Below are 21,556 nucleotides of genomic sequence, written 5' to 3'. Positions count from 1 at the left end.
CCGCCGGTCAGCTTTCGATAATCGCCTCCGACATCCAGTCCCCCGCTGCGGAGCGCGTCATGCACAACAATAAGAACATCAAGCATCGTTTCTTGCCTGCCTTCATCGCCAGCCTGTCGACCCTCGGTTTGAGCTCGATGGCCGAGGCCGAGATCATGCTGTACGACAAGGACCAGACCACGTTTTCCACCGACGGCTACATCAACGCCTTCTATGTGAACAGCGATGTGGACCGTGCCGGCGACCAGTTCGACCGCAAACAGGCGCGCGTGAAGATGGGTTTTCTACCCAACTACCTGGGCTTCAACATGGGCAAGCAAATCGATGACCTCAAGCTCGGCGCCCGTGCCTCGTTCTGGGTGACCATCAACGACAGCGAAACCAACGGCACCGACACCGCCATCGACGTGCGGCAGTTCTACGGCACGGTGGCCAACCCTGAGTGGGGCGAAGTGCTGATCGGCAAGGACTTTGGCCTGTTCGCCCGTTCCAACATTTTGCTGGATGAATTGCTCGCCGGTTACGGCCAGGTCAGCGATACCCTGGGGCTGGTGGATGGCGGCGGGGTGTCGTTCGGCAACATTGGCACGGGTTATCCGTATCCGTTCCCGACCTCGCAAATTACCTATCGCACGCCGGTGATGGAAGGCTTGCGGGTGGCGGTGGGGATCATGGACCCGGTGGACACCAACGACAGCAGCCCGACGGGCAAGGCTTATCAGGAAAATCCGCGCACCGAAAGCGAGATCACCTACCAGTTCGACGTCGCCGGGGCGAAGATTTACAGCTGGGTCAACGGCAGTTACCAGACCTCGGATAACACCGATTCCACCGTCCAGTCTGTCACCTCCAAAGGCGTCGGCTACGGCGTGCAGGCGAAGATGGGTGGGTTGTCGCTGACCGGTTCCGGCTTCCAGGCCAAAGGCATCAACCCGTTCTTCACCAACAATGCCGGCGAACCCACATTGCGCAACGTCGACAGTGATGGCTATTTGCTGCAAGGCTCCTACAAACTGGGCAAAAACCGTCTGGCCTTGTCGTACGGCAAAACCAACGATGACGGCAATGGCGCAGTCGGCAGCGGCGCAGATTACGAAACCCGCGGCATTGCGTTGTTTCATGACGTCAACGACAACCTCAAGCTGGTAGCCGAGTACAACCAGTTCGCAATCAACGGTCACGATACCAGCGACCAGAACGAAGACACCGACACCTTTGCGGTGGGGGCGGTGCTGACCTGGTAAGCCTCAGCTTAGGGCAACGCAAACCCCTGTAGGAGCGAGTGGTGTTTACGACACCGCTCTCATCCCATCGAAGCGGCTACCCGCTACCCAAGTAGCATACGTTGCGGCCCGCAGGCTTCGTACACTCCAACCTCATACATGCGCACCTGCGGGAGGCGACGATGCAGCAGGTCCAGAGTGAAGGTGTGGTCAGTGCAATGTCCCAGGCCACCGATGCCCAACAGGTGGCCCAGGAGCTGGCGCGACAACTGTTGCATCCGCACTTGGGCTTCGTGCTGTTCTTCTGTTCCGCCGAGTACGACTTGCAGGCGCTGGGCCAGGCCTTGCAACAAAGCTTCGGCGGCATTCGCCTGGTGGGCTGCACCAGCGCCGGGGAGATCACGCCACTGGGCTACGGCCGCAACTGTGTGACGGCGGTGGGTTTCGACCATCGGCATTTTTCCATCGACGCCGAGCTGATCTGCGAGATGGAACGCTTCAGCCTGATCGACGCCCAGCAAATGGTCGAGCGCCTGGTCAGTGGCTGTCGCAGCAACACGTTGGCGCCGATCAAGGGCAACAGCTTTGCCCTGACCCTGCTCGATGGGTTGTCCAGCCGTGAAGAAATGGTCCTCGCAGCCCTGAGCGCGGCGTTGGGCGATATTCCGCATTTCGGCGGTTCGGCCGGCGACGACAATTACCTGACCCACACCCACGTCTATTTCAATGGCGAGTTCTACAGCGGCGCGGCCGTAGTGGTGCTGGTCAACACCTGGCTCGACTTCGAAGTCTTCACCACTCACCACATCTTGCCGAGGGCGGAAAAACTGGTGGTCACCGGCGCCGACAGCGCCTCGCGCCGGGTCTTTGAACTCAATGCCGAGCCGGCCGCCGAGGAGTACGCCCGGCACATCGGTGTGCCGGTGGCCGAGCTCGATCATCGGATCTTCGCCGCGCATCCCTTGGCGGTTCGGATCAACGATCAATATTACGTGCGCGCCATCCAGCAGGTTCATCCGGACCTGAGCCTGAGTTTCTACTGCGCGGTGGAAAACGGCATCGTCCTCACCGTCATGACGCCAGGCCCGATGCTGCCGAATCTGCAAAGCCTGTTCGAAGGGTTACAGGAGCGCCTCGGCGACCTGTTGCTGACCATTGGCTGCGACTGCTTTCTCAGGCGTCTGGAACTCGAAGACGGCGGCAGTCTGGAGCAGATCGGAACGTTTTTGCGTGACCAACGGGTGATGGGTTTCAACACCTATGGAGAACAGTTCAATGGCATGCACATCAACCAGACCTTTACCGGGGTTGCCATTGCCCGAGGCCGGTCCCCTGGACATCGCTGAGCTTCAGGCGCAGATCGCCAGCCTGCAGCGCGACAACCACAAACTGCAGCGCATCAACGGCGCGTTGATCGAGCGGATCGAGTCCGGCATCACTCGCGGCAATGATCCGTACGCGGCGTTCCAGCATTCAGTGGTGCTGGCCGAGCAGGTGCGTGAGCGCACCGATGCCTTGAACCAGGCCATGGCTGAACTCAAGTCGGGCAATCACTTGCTCAGCGAGGCACGGTTGCGCGCGGAAACCGCGCATCAGCATTTGATCGATGCCATCGAGAGCATTTCCGATGCGTTCGTGCTGTTCGATGCCGACCAACGGATCGTGCTGTTCAACAGCCGTTTCAAGGCGTTCTGGGGCAACAGCCGGGTGCGGATCAACGCCGGCATGCGCCTGGCCGAGGTCAAGCGACTGATGTCCTCCACCGGGCTGTTCACTGAAGAGCCGCGCGGGCATGCCGACGAAAACCTGCTCTATCGCCTGCAGGACGGCCGCTGGTTGCAAGTCAGCGAACGACCCACCCAAGAAGGTGGGCGGGTGATCCTGTTCACCGACATTACCGACGTCAAACTCAGCGAAACCGTGCGCCGTGAGCAGGCGGTGGCGCAGAAATCCCATTTGTTGCAACGGGCGGTCGACAACCTGTCCCAAGGCGTGGCGATGGTCAACGCAGAGGGCATTCTGGAGTTGTGGAACCGGCGTTTCCTCGAACTCAGCGGCCTGGCCCCGGTGGCGGCCCATCGTCTGTTTGCCGAAGTAATCGGCGACAGTGAGTTGAATCTGCTGACCCCGGCCAGTCGGGATCTGAACGGGCGGCACGTGCTGGAATGCGAGCAGCGCCTCTACGATGGCCGAGTGCTGGAAATCCGCACCCATCCGCTGCCCACCGGCGGTTTCGTCAACACCTTCACCGACATCACCGAACGCTACCAACACGCCGAAGCGCTAAGCGAAAGCGAGCGCTGGATTCGCCTGATCACCGACCATGTGCCGGCGTTGATTGCCTACCTGAATGCCGATCTGGTCTACGAGTTCACCAACAAGGTGTACGAAGAATGGTATTGCTGGCCACGGGGCGTAATGCTCGGGCAGAGCTTGCGGGAAGTGCACAGCGAGCAGCATTACCAGCGCCTGGAAGCCTATGTGACGCGGGCTTTGGCTGGTGAGAGCGTGACGTTCGAGGTCGCTGAAACCAACATCAACAACCAGGAGCGCTACATGCTGCGCTCCTACGTACCCAATCGCCTGGCCACCGGGGAAGTGGTGGGGATCTTCGTGCTGATCCGCGACATCACCGAGCGCCGCCGCACCGCCGAAGCGCTGCACCAGGCCTATCAGAACCTAGAGTTGCGGGTGCGCGAACGGACCGCAGAACTGACCACGCTCAATGACCAGTTGCTGCGCGAGATCGACGAGCGTCGGCGGGCGGAATCCCGCTTGCGCGAGGCCAAACTCGAGGCCGAGCAGGCCAACTTGTCGAAGACCAAGTTTCTCGCTGCCGTGAGCCATGACTTGCTGCAACCGCTCAATGCTGCGCGGCTATTTACCAGTGCTTTACTGGAGCGGTGTGAACCGGTGGCCAATGCGATTTTGGTGCGCAATGTCAGCAATTCGCTGGAAGACGTGGAGAATCTGTTGGGCACGCTGGTGGACATTTCCAAACTCGATGCCGGGGTAATCAAGGCCGACATTGCGCCGTTTGCCCTGAGCGAATTGCTGGAAAACCTGGCTGCCGAGTACACCCAGGTGGCTCGCAGTGAAGGGCTGGAACTGCATTTCATCCCGTGTTCGGCGCTGGTGCGCAGCGACATTCAATTGCTGGCGCGAATCCTGCGGAATCTATTGAGCAACGCCATTCGCTACACCTACAGCGGTCGCGTGGTACTCGGTTGCCGGCGCCATCACCAACGGCTGTCGATCGAGGTGTGGGACAGCGGCATGGGCATTGCGGAAAACCGTCTGGAAGAGATTTTTCAGGAGTTCAAACGCGGTGATGTACAGCGTCCGGATCAGGATCGCGGGTTGGGTCTGGGTTTGGCGATCGTGGAAAAAATCGCCGGGATTCTCGGTCACCGGATACATGTGCGTTCGTGGCCGGGCAAGGGATCGATGTTCTCCGTTGAAGTGCCGTTGAGTGCGACCGCACCGAAGGCGCTGCCGAGCCTGTTGATGAGTGAGCCGATGCTCGAGCGTCTGCGCGGGGCGCGGGTGTGGGTGCTGGATAATGACGCGGCCATTTGTGCCGGTATGCGCACGTTGCTTGAAGGGTGGGGGTGTCGGGTGATCACGGCATTGTCGGAGCAGGATCTGGCGCGGCAGGTGGACAACTACCACGAAGAGGCGGATCTGTTGATCGCTGACTATCACCTGGATGACGATCAGAATGGCGTCGACGCCGTGGCCCGCATCAACGCCCGTCGCGGCTCGGCTATTCCGGCGATGATGATTACTGCCAACTACAGCAATGAGCTGAAATTGCAGATTCGCGAACTGGGCCATACCTTGATGCATAAGCCGGTGCGGCCAATGAAACTCAAGACGGCGATGAGTCACCTACTCGGCAGGCCCTGAGACTCGCGGTGTGTTCAATGCCCCCATCGCGGGCGACTCGGTCTAGTAGTTGCCCCGATCTCAGCGCCGCAGATAAGACCCGAAATCAATATCCCCGGCACTCAGGATCGCCTGCACCCGGTTGTGCACGTTGAGTTTGCGCAGGATCGCCGAAACGTGGGCCTTGACCGTGGTTTCGGCGATTTCCAGGGTGTAAGCAATCTGCTTGTTCGACTCGCCTTTGGTCATGCGCTCCAGCACCAGCAATTGCTTGCGGGTCAGGGCCTGGAGCAGCTCGGGCGGGAAGCTCGGGTTGTCGTTCATGCGGCGGTGGGTGCCGGGTTTTTGCGTGCGAATGATGTCCGGTGGCAAGTAGACGTTACCGTTGAGAATTTGCTGGATGGCTTCGGTCATCTGCATCCGTGGCGAGGATTTGGTGATGAAGCCCACCGCGCCGTAGGTGATGGCCTGCAGCACGATCTGTTTGTCCTGCTCGGCCGAGACGATCACCACCGGAATGGTCGGTGCTTCGTTGCGCAGGTTGATCAGGCCGTTGAGGCCGTGCATACCCGGCATGTTCAGGTCGAGCAGGATCAGATCCAGGTCGTCGTGATCCTGGGTTAGCGCCAGGGCGCTGTCGAGATCGGCGGTTTCCATCACCTCGCTGCCCGGAAAACCATCGCTGATGACGTTATGAATGGCTTCGCGAAACAGCGGGTGATCGTCGGCAATCAGAATTTTGTACATAGCCTTTCACCTCATTATTTTCATTATGGTGTGGCAACAGCAGGCAAGCGCTCGTGTCAGGGGAAGGGCTCGGGTCGGGCCGGCACAACGGGCAGGTTCGCCGCTTGCCAGGCATCCAGGCCATCGCGATACCAATACACTGACTTATAGCCCATGGCGGCGGCGCGTTTCACCGCATTCCAGCTCAGCCAACAATCGGAACGGCAATAGAAGACCAGCGGTTGTGCGTGATCGCCTGCGGTCAAAGTGTTCAGGTTACGCGCAAAATAGGCCTGCCAGTCGGCTGTCAGGTCACCATCGCCGGTATTGGCCAGCCAATGGCTGCCGGGAAGGTTTTCGTGGGGCTGGTCCTCGATGAAACGTCCTTGCAACCACTGGCGGCGGTAGACGTCGATCAGCACCGGACGGGGTGTCTGGGTCAGCAGGGTTTGCAGGGCCGCGGTATCGATGATGCCTGCGCCCTGTACTTGATTTGGGGTCGGGCTGCGATAAAGGCCGATGCGATAGCCGTCGGCGGAGAACAGCGGTGTTTCGGCCTGCGCGAGGCCCGCTAACAGGCTCAGCGATAGCGCAGCGAGAGAAGGGCGCAGCAGACGATGTCGGGCACGCGGCATGGGGTTCAATCCTTATAATTATGAACCCATTACATGCCAGTCTTGATGCGTTGGGAATGCGACGATAGACAGGTAAAGCAGTACTAAAGTAGTAATTTCAGCCTGTTCAACACAATCCCTGTGGTCAGTTGGATTTGCGCAGGGCGGCGTGTTGTGGGTTGAAGGTGAGTACGGCGAGCAGAGCGAACGCCAGTGTCAGCCCCAAACACACCACCAGCGCCAGCGGATTGAAACGCTCATACAACGCAAACCGCACCAGCTCCACCGCATGACTGAATGGGTTCAAAGCGCACAACCAGTACAACCACTCACTGGACTCGCGCATCTTCCACAGCGGATACAGCGCCGACGAGAGGAAAAAAAGCGGGAAGATCACGAAATTCATCACCCCGGCAAAGTTCTCCAGTTGGCGGATCGCATTTGACAGCAACAGGCCCAACGCGCTGAGCATCAACGCCACCAGCAGCAACGCCGGCAAGGCAATCAACAGACCCATGGCCGGGGGCTGCACGCCGTACACCCAGGCAATCGCCAGGAAGGCATACACCTGCAACAACGAAATCAGTGAGGTGGCCAACAGTTTGCTGCACAGCAGAAAAGTCCGGGGCAGGGGGCTGGTCAGCAGCACGCGCATGCTGCCCATCTCCCGGTCGTAGACCATCGACAGCGAACCTTGCATGCCGTTGAACAGCAGGATCATGCAGGCCAGGCCGGGAATGATGTAGACCTCGTAGGGAATGTAGGTGTCGTAGGGCTCGATGATCGCGATCCCGAGCGCGGCGCGAAAACCTGCCGCAAACACCAGCAACCACAGCAACGGCCGGACCAAAGCGCTGAGAAACCGCGTGCGCTGCAACACAAAACGCAGCCATTCACGCAGCACGATGCCGCTGAAACATTGCCAGTAGGCATTCATCGGGCGACTCCAGAGGTGGTCAGGCGAGCGAAGGCCGAACCGAGATCGCCGCCGTGCTCCAGGCTCAGGGCGTCGGCCTGTCCGCTGGCGACCAACCGGCCCTGATGAAGGATCAACAAGTCGTCGCTCGGCTGTACTTCATCGAGTAAGTGAGTGGTCCACAGCACGCTGATGCCTTGCTCGCGGCACAAACTGCGAATGTGTTGATTGAGTGCAAGACGGCTGGCCGGATCGAGGCCGACGCTGGCCTCGTCGAGCAACAGCAGGCGCGGCTCATGCAGCAAGGCGCGGGCGATTTCCACCCGACGACGATGGCCGCCATTGAGTTCGCGAACCCGCTCGCGACGGCGTTCGGTCAAGGCCTGACGAGCCAGTTCGGCGTCGACCCGAAGACCGGTCTGACGCCGCGACATCCCATGCAGCGCGGCGTGATACCGCAGGTTTTGCTCGACGCTGAGGTCCAGGTCCAGCGTGCTTTGCTGAAACACCACACCCAATTGCTTAAGCGCCGGGCGCGCTGCGTTGCGCAGCGAACAGCCGCCGACCCGAATGTCACCGCGCTGTAAATCGTAGAGCCGAGTGAGCAGGGCAATCAGCGTGGATTTGCCCGCGCCGTTCGGCCCAAGCAGCGCCGCAAAACGGCCGGGCGCCAAGCTGAAATTCACCTGGCGCAACGCCTCTTTCGCACCATAGGCGAAACTCAGCTCGCTGACTTCCAGTGCTTTCATGGCGTCACCACCACGCCCCACGGATAGCGTCCGACCTTGATCGACTTGGTGACCTTGAGACTGTCGACATCGATCACCGACACATCGCCGCTGACACCATTGGTGGCCAGTAATTGCTTCTGATCCGGGGTAAACGACATCTGCCAGACACGCCGGCCGACCAGCAGGTAATCAAGAATTTCGAAGGTCTTGGCATCGATCACCGCCACATGATTGGCCGGGCCGAGGGCGACGAAACCGTACTTGCCGTCAGCGCTGAGCTTGATGCCCACCGGCTGGACTTTATCCGGGTGCACGCCTTTGATCTGGAAGGTCAGGGTCTTGAGGGTCTGGCGGGTCGCGACATCGAGAATCGTCACCGTGCCGCCGATTTCCGCCGAGGCCCAGAGCTTGGAGCCATCCGGCGCGAACTCGACGAAGCGCGGCCGCTGATCCACCAGGGTGCTGTCGGCCAGGGTCTGGGTGCTGGTGTCGATCCAGTGCAGCATGTTCGTGGTTTCGCTGGTGTTCACCGCCCATTTGCCGTCGGGGCTGACGGCCATGCCTTCGGGTTCGACACCGACACTGATCTGGCTCAGCACCTTGGAGGTTTCGGTGTCGATCACCGTCACCAGCGCATCGTCTTCGTTGGAAACGTACAGCCAGCGGTTGTTGGGATGCAGGGCGAATTGCTCGGGGTCCTTGCCCGAAGGCAGCTCTTTGATGATCTTGCGCGTGGCCACGTCCATCACCTGGACCCGGTCCGAATCGCTGGCGCAGATGTACAGCAGTTTGTTGTCGTGGGACAGCAGCAGACCGCGTGGGCGCTGGCCGACGGGCAGGGTGTCGGTGACTTGCAGGGTCTGCAGGTCGATCAGGCTCAAGCTGTTGTCTTTTTCGTTGGAGACCCAAGCGGTGCTGGCCACGGCGTGCCCGGCAGCAAGCAGCAGGGCGCAAGAAAGCAGGGTGCGGCGCATGGCGGATTCCTTTTGTTGTAATTGTTGTGGAGGTGGATCAGGGAAAGCGGCAGCTGACCTCAGGCTTGTCGTAGCCCAGGCTGTCCATTTCATTAAAAGGGTGCAGGAAACCGTCCTGCGGCGACGTGCTGACCAGCGCCCGGGGTTGGACGATGGGAATCGGCTGGCGCAACTGGCCGTTCCATGGCCGATAACTGAGCTTGCGACCCTTGAAACCGTCCAGCGGCAATTGATCGCTGATCTCAAGCGTACGGATCGCCACCGGATCGACCTGACGCAGTTTGCTCACGGCACTGGCGATGCTGCGCACGGCGATCCAGGCGGCAAAATCGCGGTCATTCATCCAGCGCCCGGTCAGGGCTTCGAAGCGTTTCTGCAACTGCGCGGCGCCGTAGGTTTCCACGGTTTTGTGCCATCCCACCGGGGTCACCCCCTGAGTGCCGGCGACCGGCCGTGGGTACCAGGTCTGGTAGGGCACGTATTCGCCAAAATCGCCGCGTTCATCCGCCACCAGCACCACGTCGTATTCGGCGGTCTGGGTGAACAGCGGCATGTCGGCCTGGGCGCTGCGACGCTGATCGTTATCGAAGCTCCAGGCTTTTTCCGCCACCAGTTTCAGGCCGAAGCGTTTGGCGGCACGGCGCAGGGCGGCGGCATAGGCTTGATCGTCCGCGGTCGGGCCGACGATCAGCAGCGCCCGTTGCCATTTGCGCACCACCAGAAATTGCGCCAGCGCATCGGCGAGCATCGCCCGGCTCGGCAGGCTGTGCAGCACGTTCGGCAGGCAATCGGTGGTGCGCAGGCTGTCGTCTGGGCTGCCGGCGTTGAAAAGCAGGCTATCCGGTAGCGCGACGCTGAGTTGGCGCAGGCTGGCGGCCGGTGCGTTCACCACAAACAGACGCAAACCCTGCGCGTGTTGGGTTTTGGCGGCTTCGAGCAAAGCTTCGGGGCTGTCGACGTTGGCGCTGACCAGGTTGTAGCTGTGGTTCAGGAAACGCCCGGTGCTGTTGCTGTCAGTGATCGCCAGTTCCGCGCCGCGCAGCCCTGCATCGACCGGCTCGGGAATGACGTTCGACAGCAACGGGCCCGGATCAGGGCGATAGCCGAGGTAGCCGATCTGCACCTGCAACGGCGCGTCCGCAGCCTGGCTGTGGGTCGCCAGCCCGGCGGCGCAGGCAATCGCCAACAGGTAGATCAGGGCGTAAGGGGCAAGCTGGCGCATAGGGCACTCCATTACTGGTAGCGCCAGCATAGGAACGCTGCGAGGCAGAAGGAAATATGCAGAAAGTACCAGTGAGGCAGTACCAAGGTAGTAGCTCGCTCGGGGCGGCGCGGTTTTAGCATGGGCAATAACGGCCATCACACGGGAGGCAATCGATCATGCGTATTCTCAAAGCGCTGCTTCTGCCGTTGCTGCTGATCCTGACCCTGATCGGTGTCGACAAGCTCCACGGCCCGCGCCCCGCGCCGTTGCAGGTCTTGCCCATGTCATCAGGGCGCTAGGCATGCCATCCGCAACTCCAATCACCTGACATTGCTCAAGAGCAAATTGCAGGTCACGTCTACGTTAGATGATCGTTCCCACGCGGAGCATGGGAACGATCAGTGGTGGGGCAACAAGTTCACTTGTCCCAAGTCGTTGTGCAACCGGCGTCCCGCCATCGACGCGAGGCTTGAATCCTGCGCACGGGTGACGCAGGGTGCGGCACCTGATTCAGGTGTGCGCCACAAGCCCTACTACCAAGGAACTAGACGGCGGCCACCAAAGCAGCATGGGTCTTGCGCGAAGCCCTTCCTAAGATGGGTGCCATAGCCTCTTCAAAGAGGTTTTGCGTGCAATCAAGAGGGCATAACAATGACAACAAAACGCAACGCCTTATTTGTTGCCGGGCTGCTGGCCGGTTTAATCAGCGCTGGTTCCGTCTGGGCCCACGGCAATGTGGTGCCTCAGGCTGTCGCCACCCCTGGCCTGACCTCGATCAAGGATGCCGGCGTGCCGGTCGATGCCGATGGCTGGGCGTCGGTGAACCCTTACCGCACCTCCCCGGAACATGATAAGGCCGTGGAAATCGGCTCCTCGGCCTACAACCAGAACTGCGCCGCCTGTCATGGTCTGGAAGCCAAATCCGGCGGCATTGCCCCCGATTTGCGCATGCTTGATGTCGCCGATGCCGGTGATGAATGGTTCGTCGAGCGCGTGCGTCACGGCGCCGTGCGTGACGGTCGGGTCTACATGCCGAAGATGGCCGACTACCTGAGCCAGGAAGCCTTGTGGGCAGTGCGCACCTATCTGGATAGCGTTCACGTCGAGGAGTAACCCATGCGCCTGTTCGCTGTGTTGATCAGCGCTGTGTTGCTGTGCTGCCAGACGGTGCAGGCGCAGGTCCGTACCTATGACGAAATGATCGCCGCCGGGGAGTTGAAAGTGGCGGTCTACAAGGATTTCGCTCCCTACAGTTTTGATGACGCCGGCCAGGCCCGTGGTGTAGATGTCGAACTCGCCCAGGCGTTGGCCAAGGCGCTTGGCGTGCAGCTCAAGCTGATCTGGGCGCCCGCTGGCGAGAAGCTCGACGACGACCTGCGCGACTACATCTGGCGCGCCAGTCAGTTGCACGATCAGCAATTGGCCGACCTGATGATGCGCGTGCCATACGACCGCGATTACGCCCGCAAACGCAATGAACTGGGCGAGCTGGAAAACGGCCACGTGGTGATGTTCGGGCCGTACCAGAACGAACAATGGCAAGTCGCTTTTGACCGCCGTCGACTGGACAAGGTGGGCAGTGTCGCCGTGTTCGAGCAGCACCCGATCGGCGTCGAAGTCGACAGCGTGCCGTCGTTCTACCTGACCTCGGTGTTCAACGGCATGCTCGCCGGCAAAACCCACCACTATCCCGGCGTGCCTCAGGCTTTCGCTGCGATGAAGGCCGGCGAAGTCGACGCGGTGATGGCCATGCGCGGTGAGATCGACTGGCAAGTGCATGAGGCGGCTGATCCACAAGTGGCGCTGGCGAAAAACGCCTACCCGAACATGGGCAAGCAGCTTTGGGAAATCGGCATGGCGGTGCACGAAAGCAACCGTCAACTGGCCTATGCCGTGGAAGAGGCGTTGGAGGTCTTGATCCGCGAGGGCTCGGTGAAAGCCATTTATGACCATTACGGCCTGCAGTACGACGTGCCCGAGATGTATCAATAGTGAATTGGCGAGCGAGTGGTCTGCTGGCTTGCTGGTTACCCCTGGCTGCGCTCGCGGCGGATATCGAGCCGAGTAAAGACCCGGTGCCGTCGGTGATGTGGGCCTTCTATCACAAGCAAATGCTCGGCGATGCGCCGTTCGTGTTCGACGAGCGTGTCAAGCTGCTGGTGCCGCCGTTCGCTGAAGACGCGCGCCAGGTTCCGCTGGAAATCGACGCCCGGGCGTTCAAGGGCGAGGTGGTGAAAATACTCGTCTGGGCCGAACTTAATCCCTTGCCGAAAATCGTTGATTTCCAGCCAGTGGACCGCGTGTTGCCGTGGCTGTCGATCCGCATCCGTATCGAACAGGCCACGCCGCTGCGTGCGGCGGTACTGACCCGTGACGGGTTGTGGCATGTCGGCTCGACCCTGATCGATGCGGCGGGCGGCGGTTGCACGGCGCCCAGCGTGGTGCGCACGCAACCGGGTTGGGAGGACCACATCGGCGAAGTGCTCGGTGGTCGTTTTCCCCGTGGCGAATTCAGCCGCGTGCGCATGCAAGTCGCACATCCGATGGACAACGGCATGGTCAGTGGCATCCCGGAATTCTTCATCAATCACGCCGAGCTGCGCGATCAGAACGATCAAGTGCTGGCCCGTCTTGAGCTGTTTCCCGCCGTCAGCGAAAACCCCAACCTGACCTTCGACATCGAAGGGACAGGGCAGACGCGCCTGATGCTGCGCGACAACAGCGGCAATCAATTCGATGCGGCCATACCCTGACCCGAAGGAGCGCGTGATGCGCTGGATGCTGCTGTTGTTCATGAGTCTGAGCCTGCCGGCCCTGGCCGATCTGGAATACACACTCAAGCCCCGAGAGATCGCCGAAGATACCTGGCTGCTGGAAGGCAGCACCGACAATTTCACCAAGGCCAATGGCGGCAACATCGTCAACACCGCGTTCATCGTTACTGAGCAGGGTGTAGTGGTGATCGACACCGGGCCGTCGAAACACTACGGCGAAGCGATGCGCAAAGCCATTGCCGCAACCACCGACAAACCGGTGATCGAGGTGCTGCTGACCCATCATCATCCTGATCATGTGCTCGGCAACCAGGCCTTTGCTGACGTGCCGATCGGCGCGTTGGCTGGCACCACTGAGTTGTTGCATCAGCAGGGCGATGCCATGGCCGAGAACATGTATCGGCTGGTGGGCGACTGGATGCGTGGCACCGAAGTGGTGTTGCCGACCCAGGCGCTGACCCCGGGCGTACTCAGTTTTGGGGATCACGATTTTCGTCTGCTGAGCCTGGGTGGGCACACGGGCGCGGATCTGGCTATTCTCGACCAGAAAACCGGCGTGTTGTTTGCCGGGGATTTGGTGTTTTATCAACGGGCACTGACCACGCCGAACAGTCCTGGGCTGGCGGTTTGGCTGGCGGATATCGCCATACTTGAGGCTTTGCCGTGGAGTTTGCTCGTCCCCGGTCACGGCCCTGTGGCCACGGATACAAAACCCTTCGAGCAAATGCGCGACTACCTCACCTGGCTCGACCAACTGATGCGCGATGGCGCCGCCAATGGCCGCGACATGGCCGAGATGATCCGCAGCCCCATTCCTGAACGGTTCACCGGGATCAGCCTGAGTCGTTACGAGCTGATCCGCAGCGTCAGCCATCTGTATCCGCGTTACGAGCGCGGGCAGATGACCCGAGTTGATTCCGGCAAAAACCACTGACTGATCGTTCATTTCCTCCGACCCGGTACGAAGGAACTAGCAATCTCAGCACTGCGGACAATTGTTGCAAGGGCGGCGGCGCCCAAGAATCTGCACCAGACCGGGAAAATTTCCCGGGTATAACAAAAACTGCAGAGGTAGCCGTCATGACCCAACCCGCACGTCGCCAACCCTTCGTCTTGAGTGTGCTGCTCAGTGCCATGCTGTTGTCCGGTCAGGCATTGGCCGCCGTCACCGATCAAGACATTCTCCAGGACCCCAAGAACCCGGAGCAGATCGTCACCAACGGTCTGGGCGTCCAGGGTCAACGCTACAGCCCGCTGGACACCCTCAACGTCAACAACGTCAAGGACTTGCGCCCGGTCTGGGCGTTTTCCTTCGGTGGTGAAAAACAGCGCGGTCAGCAAGCACAGCCGATGATCAAGGACGGCGTGATGTACATGACCGGTTCCTACTCGCGAGTGTTTGCGGTGGATGCGCGCACCGGCAAAAAACTCTGGCAATACGATGCGCGCCTGCCCGATGACATCCGCCCGTGCTGCGACGTGATCAACCGTGGCGTGGCGCTGTACGGCGACCTGGTGTTCTTCGGCACCCTCGACGCCAAGCTGGTGGCCCTGAACAAGGACACCGGCAAAGTCGTCTGGAGCAAGAAAGTTGCCGACCACAAAGAAGGCTATTCAATCAGCGCCGCGCCGCTGGTGATCAACGGCAAACTGATCACCGGCGTGGCCGGTGGCGAGTTTGGGGTGGTTGGCAAAATCGAAGCCTACGACCCGAAAAACGGCGATCTGTTGTGGACCCGACCTACCGTCGAAGGCCACATGGGTTACACCTACAAGGATGGTAAAGCGGTAGAGAACGGTATCTCTGGCGGTGAAGCGGGCAAGACCTGGCCCGGCGACCTCTGGAAAACCGGCGGCGCCGCCCCTTGGCTGGGCGGTTACTACGACCCGGAAACCAATCTGCTGCTGTTCGGCACTGGCAACCCGGCGCCGTGGAACTCGCACCTGCGTCCTGGCGACAATCTCTACTCCTCGTCGCGCCTGGCGCTGAACCCGGACGACGGCACCATCAAGTGGCACTTCCAGAGCACGCCTCACGATGGCTGGGACTATGACGGCGTGAACGAGCTGGTCTCGTTCAACTACACAGAAGGCGGCAAAGAGATCAAAGCTGCCGCGACCGCTGACCGTAACGGTTTCTTCTACGTGCTGGACCGCACCAACGGCAAATTCATTCGCGGCTTCCCGTTCGTGGACAAAATCACCTGGGCCACCGGCCTGGATAAAGACGGTCGGCCGATCTACAACGAAGCCAGCCGCCCAGGCGCGCCCGGCACTGAAGCCAAAGGCAGTTCGGTATTCGTAGCGCCGGCATTCCTCGGCGCGAAAAACTGGATGCCGATGGCCTACAACAAGGACACCGGATTGTTCTATGTGCCATCCAACGAATGGGGCATGGACATCTGGAACGAAGGCATCGCCTACAAGAAAGGCGCGGCGTTCCTCGGTGCCGGCTTCACCATCAAACCGCTGAATGAAGATTACATCGGCGTGCTGCGCGCCATCGACCCGAAAACCGGCAAGGAAGTCTGGCGCCATAAGAACTTCGCGCCGCTGTGGGGCGGGGTGCTGACCACCAAAGGCAACCTGGTGTTCACCGGTACGCCGGAAGGTTTCCTGCAGGCGTTCAATGCCAAGACCGGCGAGAAAGTCTGGGAATTCCAGACCGGCTCCGGCGTACTCGGCTCGCCTGTGACCTGGGAAATGGACGGCGAACAGTACGTCTCGGTGCTGTCCGGTTGGGGGGGGGCTGTTCCGCTGTGGGGCGGCGAAGTGGCCAAGCGCATCAAGGACTTCAACCAGGGCGGGATGCTCTGGACCTTCAAGCTGCCGAAAGACCTGGTCGCCAAACACTGATACCTGCCACTGATCGTTCCCACGCTCCGCGTGGGAATGCAGCCCGGGACGCTCTGCGTCCCAAGAGCCGAACGCAGAGCGTCCGTAGAGGCATTCCCACGCAGAGCGTGGGAACGATCAAGACTGTGGCGCTCCAATCGCGAGCAAGCTCAGCTCCTACTACCAAATAACGAGAGTCCTCCTGCCAACGGCGCATTCGTCTGGCACGCGGGGCTCTCTACTATCGGTTCATCGCCTGTTCGCACAACAGGCATCGACCCAGACAGAGGCCCACCATGATCTACGCACAACCCGGAACACCAGGCGCCGTCATTACGTTCAAGGCGCGCTACGGCAACTTCATCGGCGGCGAGTTCGTCGCGCCGGTCAATGGCGAATACTTCACCAACACCTCACCGGTCACCGGTGAAGTGATCGCCGAATTCCCGCGCTCCAGCGCCGCCGACATCGAAAAAGCTCTCGACGCAGCGCATGCCGCCGCCGACGCCTGGGGCAAGACCTCGGCGCAGGACCGCTCCCTGGTGCTGCTGAGAATCGCCGACCGCATCGAGCAAAACCTGGAAATCCTCGCCGTCACCGAAACCTGGGACAACGGCAAAGCCGTGCGCGAAACCCTTAACGCCGACGTGCCGCTGGCCGCCGACCACTTCCGCTATTTCGCCGGGTGCATCCGCGCGCAGGAAGGCGGCGCCGCCGAGATCAACGAGCTGACCACGGCCTATCACTTCCATGAACCGCTGGGCGTGGTCGGACAGATCATCCCGTGGAACTTCCCGCTGCTGATGGCCGCCTGGAAACTCGCACCGGCCCTGGCCGCCGGTAACTGCGTGGTACTCAAACCTGCCGAGCAAACCCCGCTGTCGATCATGATCTTCGCCGAGCTGATCGCCGATTTGCTGCCACCCGGCGTGCTGAACATCGTTCAGGGTTTCGGTCGCGAAGCCGGTGAGGCGCTGGCCACCAGCAAGCGCATCGCCAAGATTGCCTTCACCGGTTCCACCCCGATTGGCGCGCACATCATGAAATGTGCGGCCGAAAACATCATTCCGTCGACCGTTGAACTGGGCGGCAAGTCGCCGAACATTTTCTTCGAAGACATCATGAACGCCGAGCCACAGTTCATCGAGAAAGCCGCCGAAGGCCTGGTGCTGGCGTTCTTCAATCAGGGCGAAGTCTGCACCTGTCCGTCCCGGGCGCTGGTTCAGGAATCGATCTACGACGACTTCATGAAAGTGGTGATGAAGAAGATCGTCAAAATCAAGCGCGGCAACCCGCTGGATACCGAAACCATGGTCGGCGCCCAGGCGTCCGAGCAGCAATACGACAAGATTATCTCGTACCTGAAAATTGCTCAGGAGGAGGGCGCCGAGCTGCTCACCGGCGGCGCGGCCGAGCGTCTTGAAGGCGACTTGTCGACGGGTTATTACATCCAGCCGACCCTGCTCAAGGGCCACAACAAAATGCGCGTGTTCCAGGAAGAAATCTTCGGCCCGGTGGTGGGTATCACCACCTTCAAGGACGAAGCCGAAGCCCTGGCGATTGCCAACGACAGCGAGTTCGGCCTCGGCGCCGGCCTGTGGACCCGCGACATCAACCGTGCCTACCGCATGGGCCGTGCGATCAAGGCCGGTCGGGTGTGGACCAACTGCTACCACCTGTACCCGGCCCACGCCGCGTTCGGTGGCTACAAGAAGTCCGGTGTTGGCCGTGAAAACCACAAGATGATGCTCGACCACTATCAGCAGACCAAAAACCTGCTGGTGAGCTACGACATCAATCCGATGGGGTTCTTCTAATTTCGCAAGAACACTGCAAACCCTGTGGGAGCGGGCTTGCCCGCGATAGCGGTCTGTCAGTCAACCAATGTGTTGAATGTGACGCCGCCTTCGCGGGCAAGCCCGCTCCCACATTTGTTTTGTGGTGTTCCACAGATATCCTGCCCACCGCTCCCACAGGGGTCTGGTGTGTACTTGAAGATCAAGTAACACCCCCTACCAACGCACGCCTCCGCCTCCTTCGAAAGTAGCATTCGGTCGCTCTGCACCCCGTGCATTAATGGCTTTACCGGAATCGTCCGGCATAAGAAGAGGATTGACCCATGTGGACTAAACCCGCGTTTACCGACCTGCGTATTGGCTTCGAAGTGACGATGTATTTCGCCAACCGCTGATTGTTCACCCGGCCAGCCGTCGCGTTGGCCGGGCCTGCCTTCTGGAGCATCCCATGCACATCCGCGTTCTCGGTTCCGCCGCTGGCGGTGGTTTTCCGCAATGGAACTGCAACTGCCGTCAGTGCGCCGGCATGCGCAATGGCAGCCTGCGGGCGCAACGGCGCACACAGTCGTCGATTGCCCTGAGTGACAACGGTGTGGAGTGGGTACTGTGCAATGCGTCACCGGACATCCGTGCGCAACTCGAGAGTTTCCCCGCGATGCAACCGGCCCGCCAATTGCGCGATACCGCGATTGCCGGCGTCATCCTGCTGGACAGCCAGATCGACCATTGCACCGGCCTGTTGAGCCTGCGCGAAGGTTGCCCGCATCAAGTCTTTTGCACCGAACGGGTCCATGAAGACCTGAGTAGCGGATTCCCGTTGTTCACCATGCTCAAGCACTGGAACGGCGGCTTGCAGTGGCAACCCATCGGCCTGGACCGTGAACCGTTCAGCATCGCGGCCTGCGCACACCTGCAATTTCGGGCGATTCCATTGGTCAGCAACGCACCGCCGTACTCGCCCAATCGCGGTAGTCCTCAGCCGGGCGACACCATAGGCCTGTTTATCGAAGACGTGCGCAGCGGCGCCTCGGTGTTTTATGCGCCGGGTCTGGGGCAAGTCGATGATGAAGTGCTGAGCTGGATGCAACGCGCCGATTGCCTGTTGCTGGACGGCACCTTGTGGCGCGACGACGAGATGCGAGTCTGCGAAGTCGGCCAGAACCTGGGCAGTGAAATGGGTCACCTTTCGCAAAGCGGCCCCGGTGGGATGCTTGAGGTGCTGGAAGGCTTCACCCGTCAGCGCAAGGTGCTGATCCACATCAACAACACAAATCCGATCCTCGACGAAGACTCGGCCGAGCGGGCGCTGCTGGAGCGGCGCGGGATTGAAGTGGCTTATGACGGCATGAGTATTGAGCTGTAGCGGAGGGCCCCTTCGCGAGCAGGCTCGCTCCCACAGTTGATCGGTGTGAACACAGATTTTGTGTACACCACAATACCAATGTGGGAGTGAGCCTGCTCGCGATGGGGCCAGACCAGACACCGCAGATTCCCCGGAGAACCGCAATGACTGACACCCCAATGTCCCCCACCGAATTCGAAGCAGCCCTGCGCGCCAAAGGCGCCTACTACCACATCCACCATCCATTCCACCAAGCCATGTACGCCGGCCGTTCCACTCGCGAGCAGATTCAGGGCTGGGTCGCCAATCGCTTCTATTACCAGGTGAACATCCCGCTCAAGGATGCCGCGATTCTCGCCAACTGCCCGGACCGCGACGTGCGCCGCGAATGGCTGCAACGGATTCTCGACCACGACGGCGTGCCCGGCAGCGAAGGCGGCATCGAAGCCTGGCTGCGGCTGGGCGAAGCGGTGGGACTGGACCGCGAGCAAATCCTCTCACAGGAACTTGTGTTGCCCGGCGTACGTTTTGCCGTGGACGCCTACGTCAATTTCGCCCGCCGCGCTTGCTGGCAGGAAGCCGCCAGCAGCTCCCTGACCGAACTGTTCGCACCACAGATCCACCAATCCCGGCTCGACGCCTGGCCGACCCATTACCCATGGATCGACGTTGCCGGCTACGACTATTTCCGTGCTCGCCTGAGTCAGGCGCGACGCGACGTCGAGCACGGTTTGCGCATCACCCTCGCGCACTACGTCACGGTCGAGGGCCAGCAACGGATGCTGGAAATCCTCCAGTTCAAGCTCGACGTGCTGTGGAGCATGCTCGATGCCATGAGCATGGCCTATGAGCTTGAGCGCCCGCCGTACCACACCGTCACTCCCTCGAAAGTCTGGCACCGGGGGATCGCCCTGTGAGCCTGATCAGCCGCGAACAGTCACCGTCGTTGCGCCAGGGTTTTCGCCTGCAATGGGAACCCCGACAGGACTGCCACGTGCTGCTGTACCCCGAGGGCATGATCAAACTCAACGTCAGTGCCGGGCAGATCCTCGATCTGGTGGATGGTCGGCGCAGCGTCGCAGCGATCATCGATCTACTGTCCGCGAGTTTCCCCGGCGTACCGGGGATCGACGAAGATGTACTGGCGTTTCTGGAGGTGGCCCATGCTCAATTCTGGATCGAATGACTCGTGCCCGGGGCCGCCGCTGTGGCTGTTGGCGGAGCTGACCTATCGTTGCCCGCTGCAATGCCCGTATTGCTCCAACCCGCTGGACTTTGCCCAATCAGGCGAAGAGTTGAGCACCGAAGAATGGATTCGGGTGTTCCGCGAAGCCCGGGAGATGGGCGCCGCGCAACTGGGCTTTTCCGGCGGCGAGCCGCTGGTTCGCCAAGACCTGGCCGAGCTGATCAAGGCTGCCCGGGACATGGGTTACTACACCAACCTGATCACCTCGGGCATCGGCTTGACCGAACAGAAGGTCCGAGACTTCAAGGTCGCCGGGCTGGACCACATCCAGATCAGCTTTCAGGCCGCCGACGAGCAGGTCAACAACATGCTCGCCGGCTCGCGCAAGGCCTTCGCCCAGAAACTCGCGATGGCCCGGGCGGTGAAAGCCCAAGGCTATCCGATGGTGCTGAACTTCGTCACCCATCGGCACAACATCGATCAGATCGCGCAGATCATCGACTTGTGCCTGGAGCTGGAAGCGGATTTCGTCGAATTGGCGACGTGTCAGTTCTACGGCTGGGCCGAGCTCAATCGCGTGGGCTTGTTACCCACTCGCGAACAATTGCAGCGTGCCGAGCGCATCACCAATGAATACCGCGAGCGCCTTGAAGCACAGGGTCACCCGTGCAAGCTGATCTTCGTCACCCCGGATTACTACGAAGAACGCCCCAAGACCTGCATGAACGGCTGGGCCAATCTGTTTCTCGACATCACCCCCGACGGCACGGCATTGCCTTGCCACAGCGCCCGCCAGTTGCCGGTGCAGTTTCCCAACGTGCGCGAGCACAGCCTCTCGCACATCTGGACTGACTCGTTCGGTTTCAACCGCTTTCGTGGCGATGACTGGATGAAAGAACCGTGCCGCTCCTGCGATGAGAAACACAAGGATCTGGGCGGCTGCCGCTGCCAGGCATTCATGCTGACCGGCGATGCCGAAAATGCGGACCCGGTGTGCAGCAAGTCACCGCACCACGGGGTGATTCTCAAGGCCCGCGAGGAGGCCGATGCGCCGGGGCAGGGAATGGAACACCTGACGTTGCGTAACGAGAAGGCTTCGCGACTGATCTACCGCGGTTGAATCAAACAACACAAATCCCCTGTGGGAGCGAGCCTGCTCGCGATAGCGGACTACCAGTCACCATTGATGCTGCCTGACACTCCGTCATCGCGAGCAGGCTCGCTCCCACAGGGGATTTGCGGTGGATAAAGGGTTTGCGTGCATCCGCCTGCTACCCATTGGTCTGATTGCATTCGCAGCCGGATGCTTTAGTGTGGATCTACCTTCCAAAACAATAAAAAACAGGC

21 protein-coding genes are annotated in these 21,556 nt (G+C 60.6%); 15 read left to right on the top strand and 6 right to left on the bottom strand.

The features are described 5' to 3' along the window. Window positions 1–59 precede the first annotated feature (59 nt). From FQ185_RS01270 to nahK, 3 genes are all read left to right on the top strand, one after another. Window positions 60–1,244 (top strand): porin, encoded by a 1,185-nt coding sequence (locus FQ185_RS01270; protein WP_149415863.1) that lies wholly within the window; start codon window positions 60–62, stop codon window positions 1,242–1,244. A gap of 161 nt (window positions 1,245–1,405) precedes the next feature. Next, window positions 1,406–2,569 (top strand): nitric oxide-sensing protein NosP, encoded by a 1,164-nt coding sequence (nosP, locus tag FQ185_RS01265; protein ID WP_149415862.1) that lies wholly within the window; start codon window positions 1,406–1,408, stop codon window positions 2,567–2,569. Further along, a complete protein-coding gene (gene nahK, locus FQ185_RS01260) occupies window positions 2,538–5,132 on the top strand; it encodes a hybrid sensor histidine kinase/response regulator NahK/ErcS' (protein ID WP_149416141.1) in 2,595 nt (864 codons plus the stop codon). Before nosP ends, nahK begins: the two co-directional genes overlap by 32 nt. Window positions 5,133–5,192: 60 nt before the next feature. On the opposite strand, the gene FQ185_RS01255 is transcribed toward nahK, so the two are convergent. From FQ185_RS01255 to FQ185_RS01230, 6 genes are all read right to left on the bottom strand, one after another. After that, window positions 5,193–5,858, bottom strand: a complete 666-nt coding sequence (locus tag FQ185_RS01255) for a response regulator transcription factor (RefSeq protein WP_149415861.1) — start codon at window positions 5,856–5,858, stop codon at window positions 5,193–5,195. A gap of 56 nt (window positions 5,859–5,914) precedes the next feature. Further along, window positions 5,915–6,472 carry a PQQ-dependent catabolism-associated CXXCW motif protein gene (locus tag FQ185_RS01250; RefSeq protein ID WP_149415860.1) on the bottom strand — a complete coding sequence of 186 codons (558 nt, stop codon included), beginning with the start codon at window positions 6,470–6,472 and terminating at the stop codon, window positions 5,915–5,917. A gap of 124 nt (window positions 6,473–6,596) precedes the next feature. Continuing rightward, window positions 6,597–7,388: an ABC transporter permease gene (locus tag FQ185_RS01245; protein ID WP_149415859.1), complete on the bottom strand. Its 792-nt coding sequence runs from the start codon at window positions 7,386–7,388 to the stop codon at window positions 6,597–6,599. Further along, complete coding sequence (locus FQ185_RS01240; protein ID WP_149415858.1) at window positions 7,385–8,116, bottom strand: ABC transporter ATP-binding protein; 732 nt, start codon at window positions 8,114–8,116, stop codon at window positions 7,385–7,387. Before FQ185_RS01240 ends, FQ185_RS01245 begins: the two co-directional genes overlap by 4 nt. Beyond that, window positions 8,113–9,072 carry a YVTN family beta-propeller repeat protein gene (locus tag FQ185_RS01235; protein WP_149415857.1) on the bottom strand — a complete coding sequence of 320 codons (960 nt, stop codon included), beginning with the start codon at window positions 9,070–9,072 and terminating at the stop codon, window positions 8,113–8,115. Before FQ185_RS01235 ends, FQ185_RS01240 begins: the two co-directional genes overlap by 4 nt. A gap of 37 nt (window positions 9,073–9,109) precedes the next feature. Next, complete coding sequence (locus tag FQ185_RS01230; RefSeq protein WP_149415856.1) at window positions 9,110–10,294, bottom strand: ABC transporter substrate-binding protein; 1,185 nt, start codon at window positions 10,292–10,294, stop codon at window positions 9,110–9,112. 158 nt (window positions 10,295–10,452) lie between these two features. Between FQ185_RS01230 and FQ185_RS30415 the strand changes: the two genes are divergently transcribed. From FQ185_RS30415 to pqqE, 12 genes are all read left to right on the top strand, one after another. Continuing rightward, window positions 10,453–10,575: a hypothetical protein gene (locus tag FQ185_RS30415; protein ID WP_256730344.1), complete on the top strand. Its 123-nt coding sequence runs from the start codon at window positions 10,453–10,455 to the stop codon at window positions 10,573–10,575. 352 nt (window positions 10,576–10,927) lie between these two features. Then, a complete protein-coding gene (gene pedF / locus FQ185_RS01225; protein ID WP_149415855.1) occupies window positions 10,928–11,389 on the top strand; it encodes a cytochrome c-550 PedF in 462 nt (153 codons plus the stop codon). A 3-nt stretch (window positions 11,390–11,392) separates the two neighbouring features. Then, on the top strand, window positions 11,393–12,268 hold the full coding sequence (locus FQ185_RS01220; RefSeq protein ID WP_149415854.1) for an ABC transporter substrate-binding protein: 876 nt from the start codon (window positions 11,393–11,395) through the stop codon (window positions 12,266–12,268). Further along, the gene (locus FQ185_RS01215) at window positions 12,268–13,029 is read left to right on the top strand and encodes a quinoprotein dehydrogenase-associated SoxYZ-like carrier (RefSeq protein WP_149415853.1); all 762 of its coding nucleotides are present in this window, start codon (window positions 12,268–12,270) and stop codon (window positions 13,027–13,029) included. Before FQ185_RS01220 ends, FQ185_RS01215 begins: the two co-directional genes overlap by 1 nt. A 16-nt stretch (window positions 13,030–13,045) precedes the next feature. Beyond that, window positions 13,046–13,984 (top strand): quinoprotein relay system zinc metallohydrolase 1, encoded by a 939-nt coding sequence (locus FQ185_RS01210; protein WP_149415852.1) that lies wholly within the window; start codon window positions 13,046–13,048, stop codon window positions 13,982–13,984. A 146-nt stretch (window positions 13,985–14,130) separates the two neighbouring features. Further along, entirely contained in the window at window positions 14,131–15,906 is a 1,776-nt protein-coding gene (locus FQ185_RS01205) for a PQQ-dependent methanol/ethanol family dehydrogenase (protein WP_149415851.1), read from the top strand. 275 nt (window positions 15,907–16,181) lie between these two features. Beyond that, window positions 16,182–17,702 carry an aldehyde dehydrogenase family protein gene (locus tag FQ185_RS01200; RefSeq protein WP_149415850.1) on the top strand — a complete coding sequence of 507 codons (1,521 nt, stop codon included), beginning with the start codon at window positions 16,182–16,184 and terminating at the stop codon, window positions 17,700–17,702. 302 nt (window positions 17,703–18,004) lie between these two features. Next, window positions 18,005–18,076 carry a pyrroloquinoline quinone precursor peptide PqqA gene (pqqA, locus tag FQ185_RS01190; protein WP_003253598.1) on the top strand — a complete coding sequence of 24 codons (72 nt, stop codon included), beginning with the start codon at window positions 18,005–18,007 and terminating at the stop codon, window positions 18,074–18,076. Between the two features lie 53 nt (window positions 18,077–18,129). Next, window positions 18,130–19,044, top strand: a complete 915-nt coding sequence (gene pqqB, locus FQ185_RS01185; RefSeq protein WP_149415849.1) for a pyrroloquinoline quinone biosynthesis protein PqqB — start codon at window positions 18,130–18,132, stop codon at window positions 19,042–19,044. A 143-nt stretch (window positions 19,045–19,187) separates the two neighbouring features. Then, window positions 19,188–19,940, top strand: a complete 753-nt coding sequence (gene pqqC, locus FQ185_RS01180; RefSeq protein WP_149415848.1) for a pyrroloquinoline-quinone synthase PqqC — start codon at window positions 19,188–19,190, stop codon at window positions 19,938–19,940. Continuing rightward, window positions 19,937–20,209 carry a pyrroloquinoline quinone biosynthesis peptide chaperone PqqD gene (pqqD, locus tag FQ185_RS01175; protein ID WP_149415847.1) on the top strand — a complete coding sequence of 91 codons (273 nt, stop codon included), beginning with the start codon at window positions 19,937–19,939 and terminating at the stop codon, window positions 20,207–20,209. The genes pqqC and pqqD overlap by 4 nt, the downstream gene beginning before the upstream one ends. Further along, window positions 20,187–21,329, top strand: coding sequence for a pyrroloquinoline quinone biosynthesis protein PqqE (gene pqqE, locus FQ185_RS01170; RefSeq protein ID WP_149415846.1), 1,143 nt, complete (start codon window positions 20,187–20,189; stop codon window positions 21,327–21,329). Before pqqD ends, pqqE begins: the two co-directional genes overlap by 23 nt. Window positions 21,330–21,556 lie beyond the last annotated feature (227 nt).

The organism is Pseudomonas sp. ANT_H12B (assembly GCF_008369325.1).
Taxonomy (GTDB): Bacteria; Pseudomonadota; Gammaproteobacteria; order Pseudomonadales; family Pseudomonadaceae; genus Aquipseudomonas.
This window is presented reverse-complemented; position numbering and strand designations above follow the sequence as displayed.

Bases quoted from the DNA above. Each gene is read 5' to 3' on its own strand.
- FQ185_RS01270 (WP_149415863.1), top strand. From the start codon at position 60: ATGCACAACAATAAGAACATCAAGCATCGTTTCTTGCCTGCCTTCATC.
- nosP (WP_149415862.1), top strand. From the start codon at position 1,406: ATGCAGCAGGTCCAGAGTGAAGGTGTGGTCAGTGCAATGTCCCAGGCC.
- FQ185_RS01255 (WP_149415861.1), bottom strand. From the start codon at position 5,858: ATGTACAAAATTCTGATTGCCGACGATCACCCGCTGTTTCGCGAAGCC.
- FQ185_RS01250 (WP_149415860.1), bottom strand. From the start codon at position 6,472: ATGCCGCGTGCCCGACATCGTCTGCTGCGCCCTTCTCTCGCTGCGCTA.
- FQ185_RS01245 (WP_149415859.1), bottom strand. From the start codon at position 7,388: ATGAATGCCTACTGGCAATGTTTCAGCGGCATCGTGCTGCGTGAATGG.
- FQ185_RS01240 (WP_149415858.1), bottom strand. From the start codon at position 8,116: ATGAAAGCACTGGAAGTCAGCGAGCTGAGTTTCGCCTATGGTGCGAAA.
- FQ185_RS01235 (WP_149415857.1), bottom strand. From the start codon at position 9,072: ATGCGCCGCACCCTGCTTTCTTGCGCCCTGCTGCTTGCTGCCGGGCAC.
- FQ185_RS01230 (WP_149415856.1), bottom strand. From the start codon at position 10,294: ATGCGCCAGCTTGCCCCTTACGCCCTGATCTACCTGTTGGCGATTGCC.
- FQ185_RS30415 (WP_256730344.1), top strand. From the start codon at position 10,453: ATGCGTATTCTCAAAGCGCTGCTTCTGCCGTTGCTGCTGATCCTGACC.
- pedF (WP_149415855.1), top strand. From the start codon at position 10,928: ATGACAACAAAACGCAACGCCTTATTTGTTGCCGGGCTGCTGGCCGGT.
- FQ185_RS01220 (WP_149415854.1), top strand. From the start codon at position 11,393: ATGCGCCTGTTCGCTGTGTTGATCAGCGCTGTGTTGCTGTGCTGCCAG.
- FQ185_RS01210 (WP_149415852.1), top strand. From the start codon at position 13,046: ATGCGCTGGATGCTGCTGTTGTTCATGAGTCTGAGCCTGCCGGCCCTG.
- FQ185_RS01205 (WP_149415851.1), top strand. From the start codon at position 14,131: ATGACCCAACCCGCACGTCGCCAACCCTTCGTCTTGAGTGTGCTGCTC.
- FQ185_RS01200 (WP_149415850.1), top strand. From the start codon at position 16,182: ATGATCTACGCACAACCCGGAACACCAGGCGCCGTCATTACGTTCAAG.
- pqqB (WP_149415849.1), top strand. From the start codon at position 18,130: ATGCACATCCGCGTTCTCGGTTCCGCCGCTGGCGGTGGTTTTCCGCAA.
- pqqC (WP_149415848.1), top strand. From the start codon at position 19,188: ATGACTGACACCCCAATGTCCCCCACCGAATTCGAAGCAGCCCTGCGC.
- pqqE (WP_149415846.1), top strand. From the start codon at position 20,187: ATGCTCAATTCTGGATCGAATGACTCGTGCCCGGGGCCGCCGCTGTGG.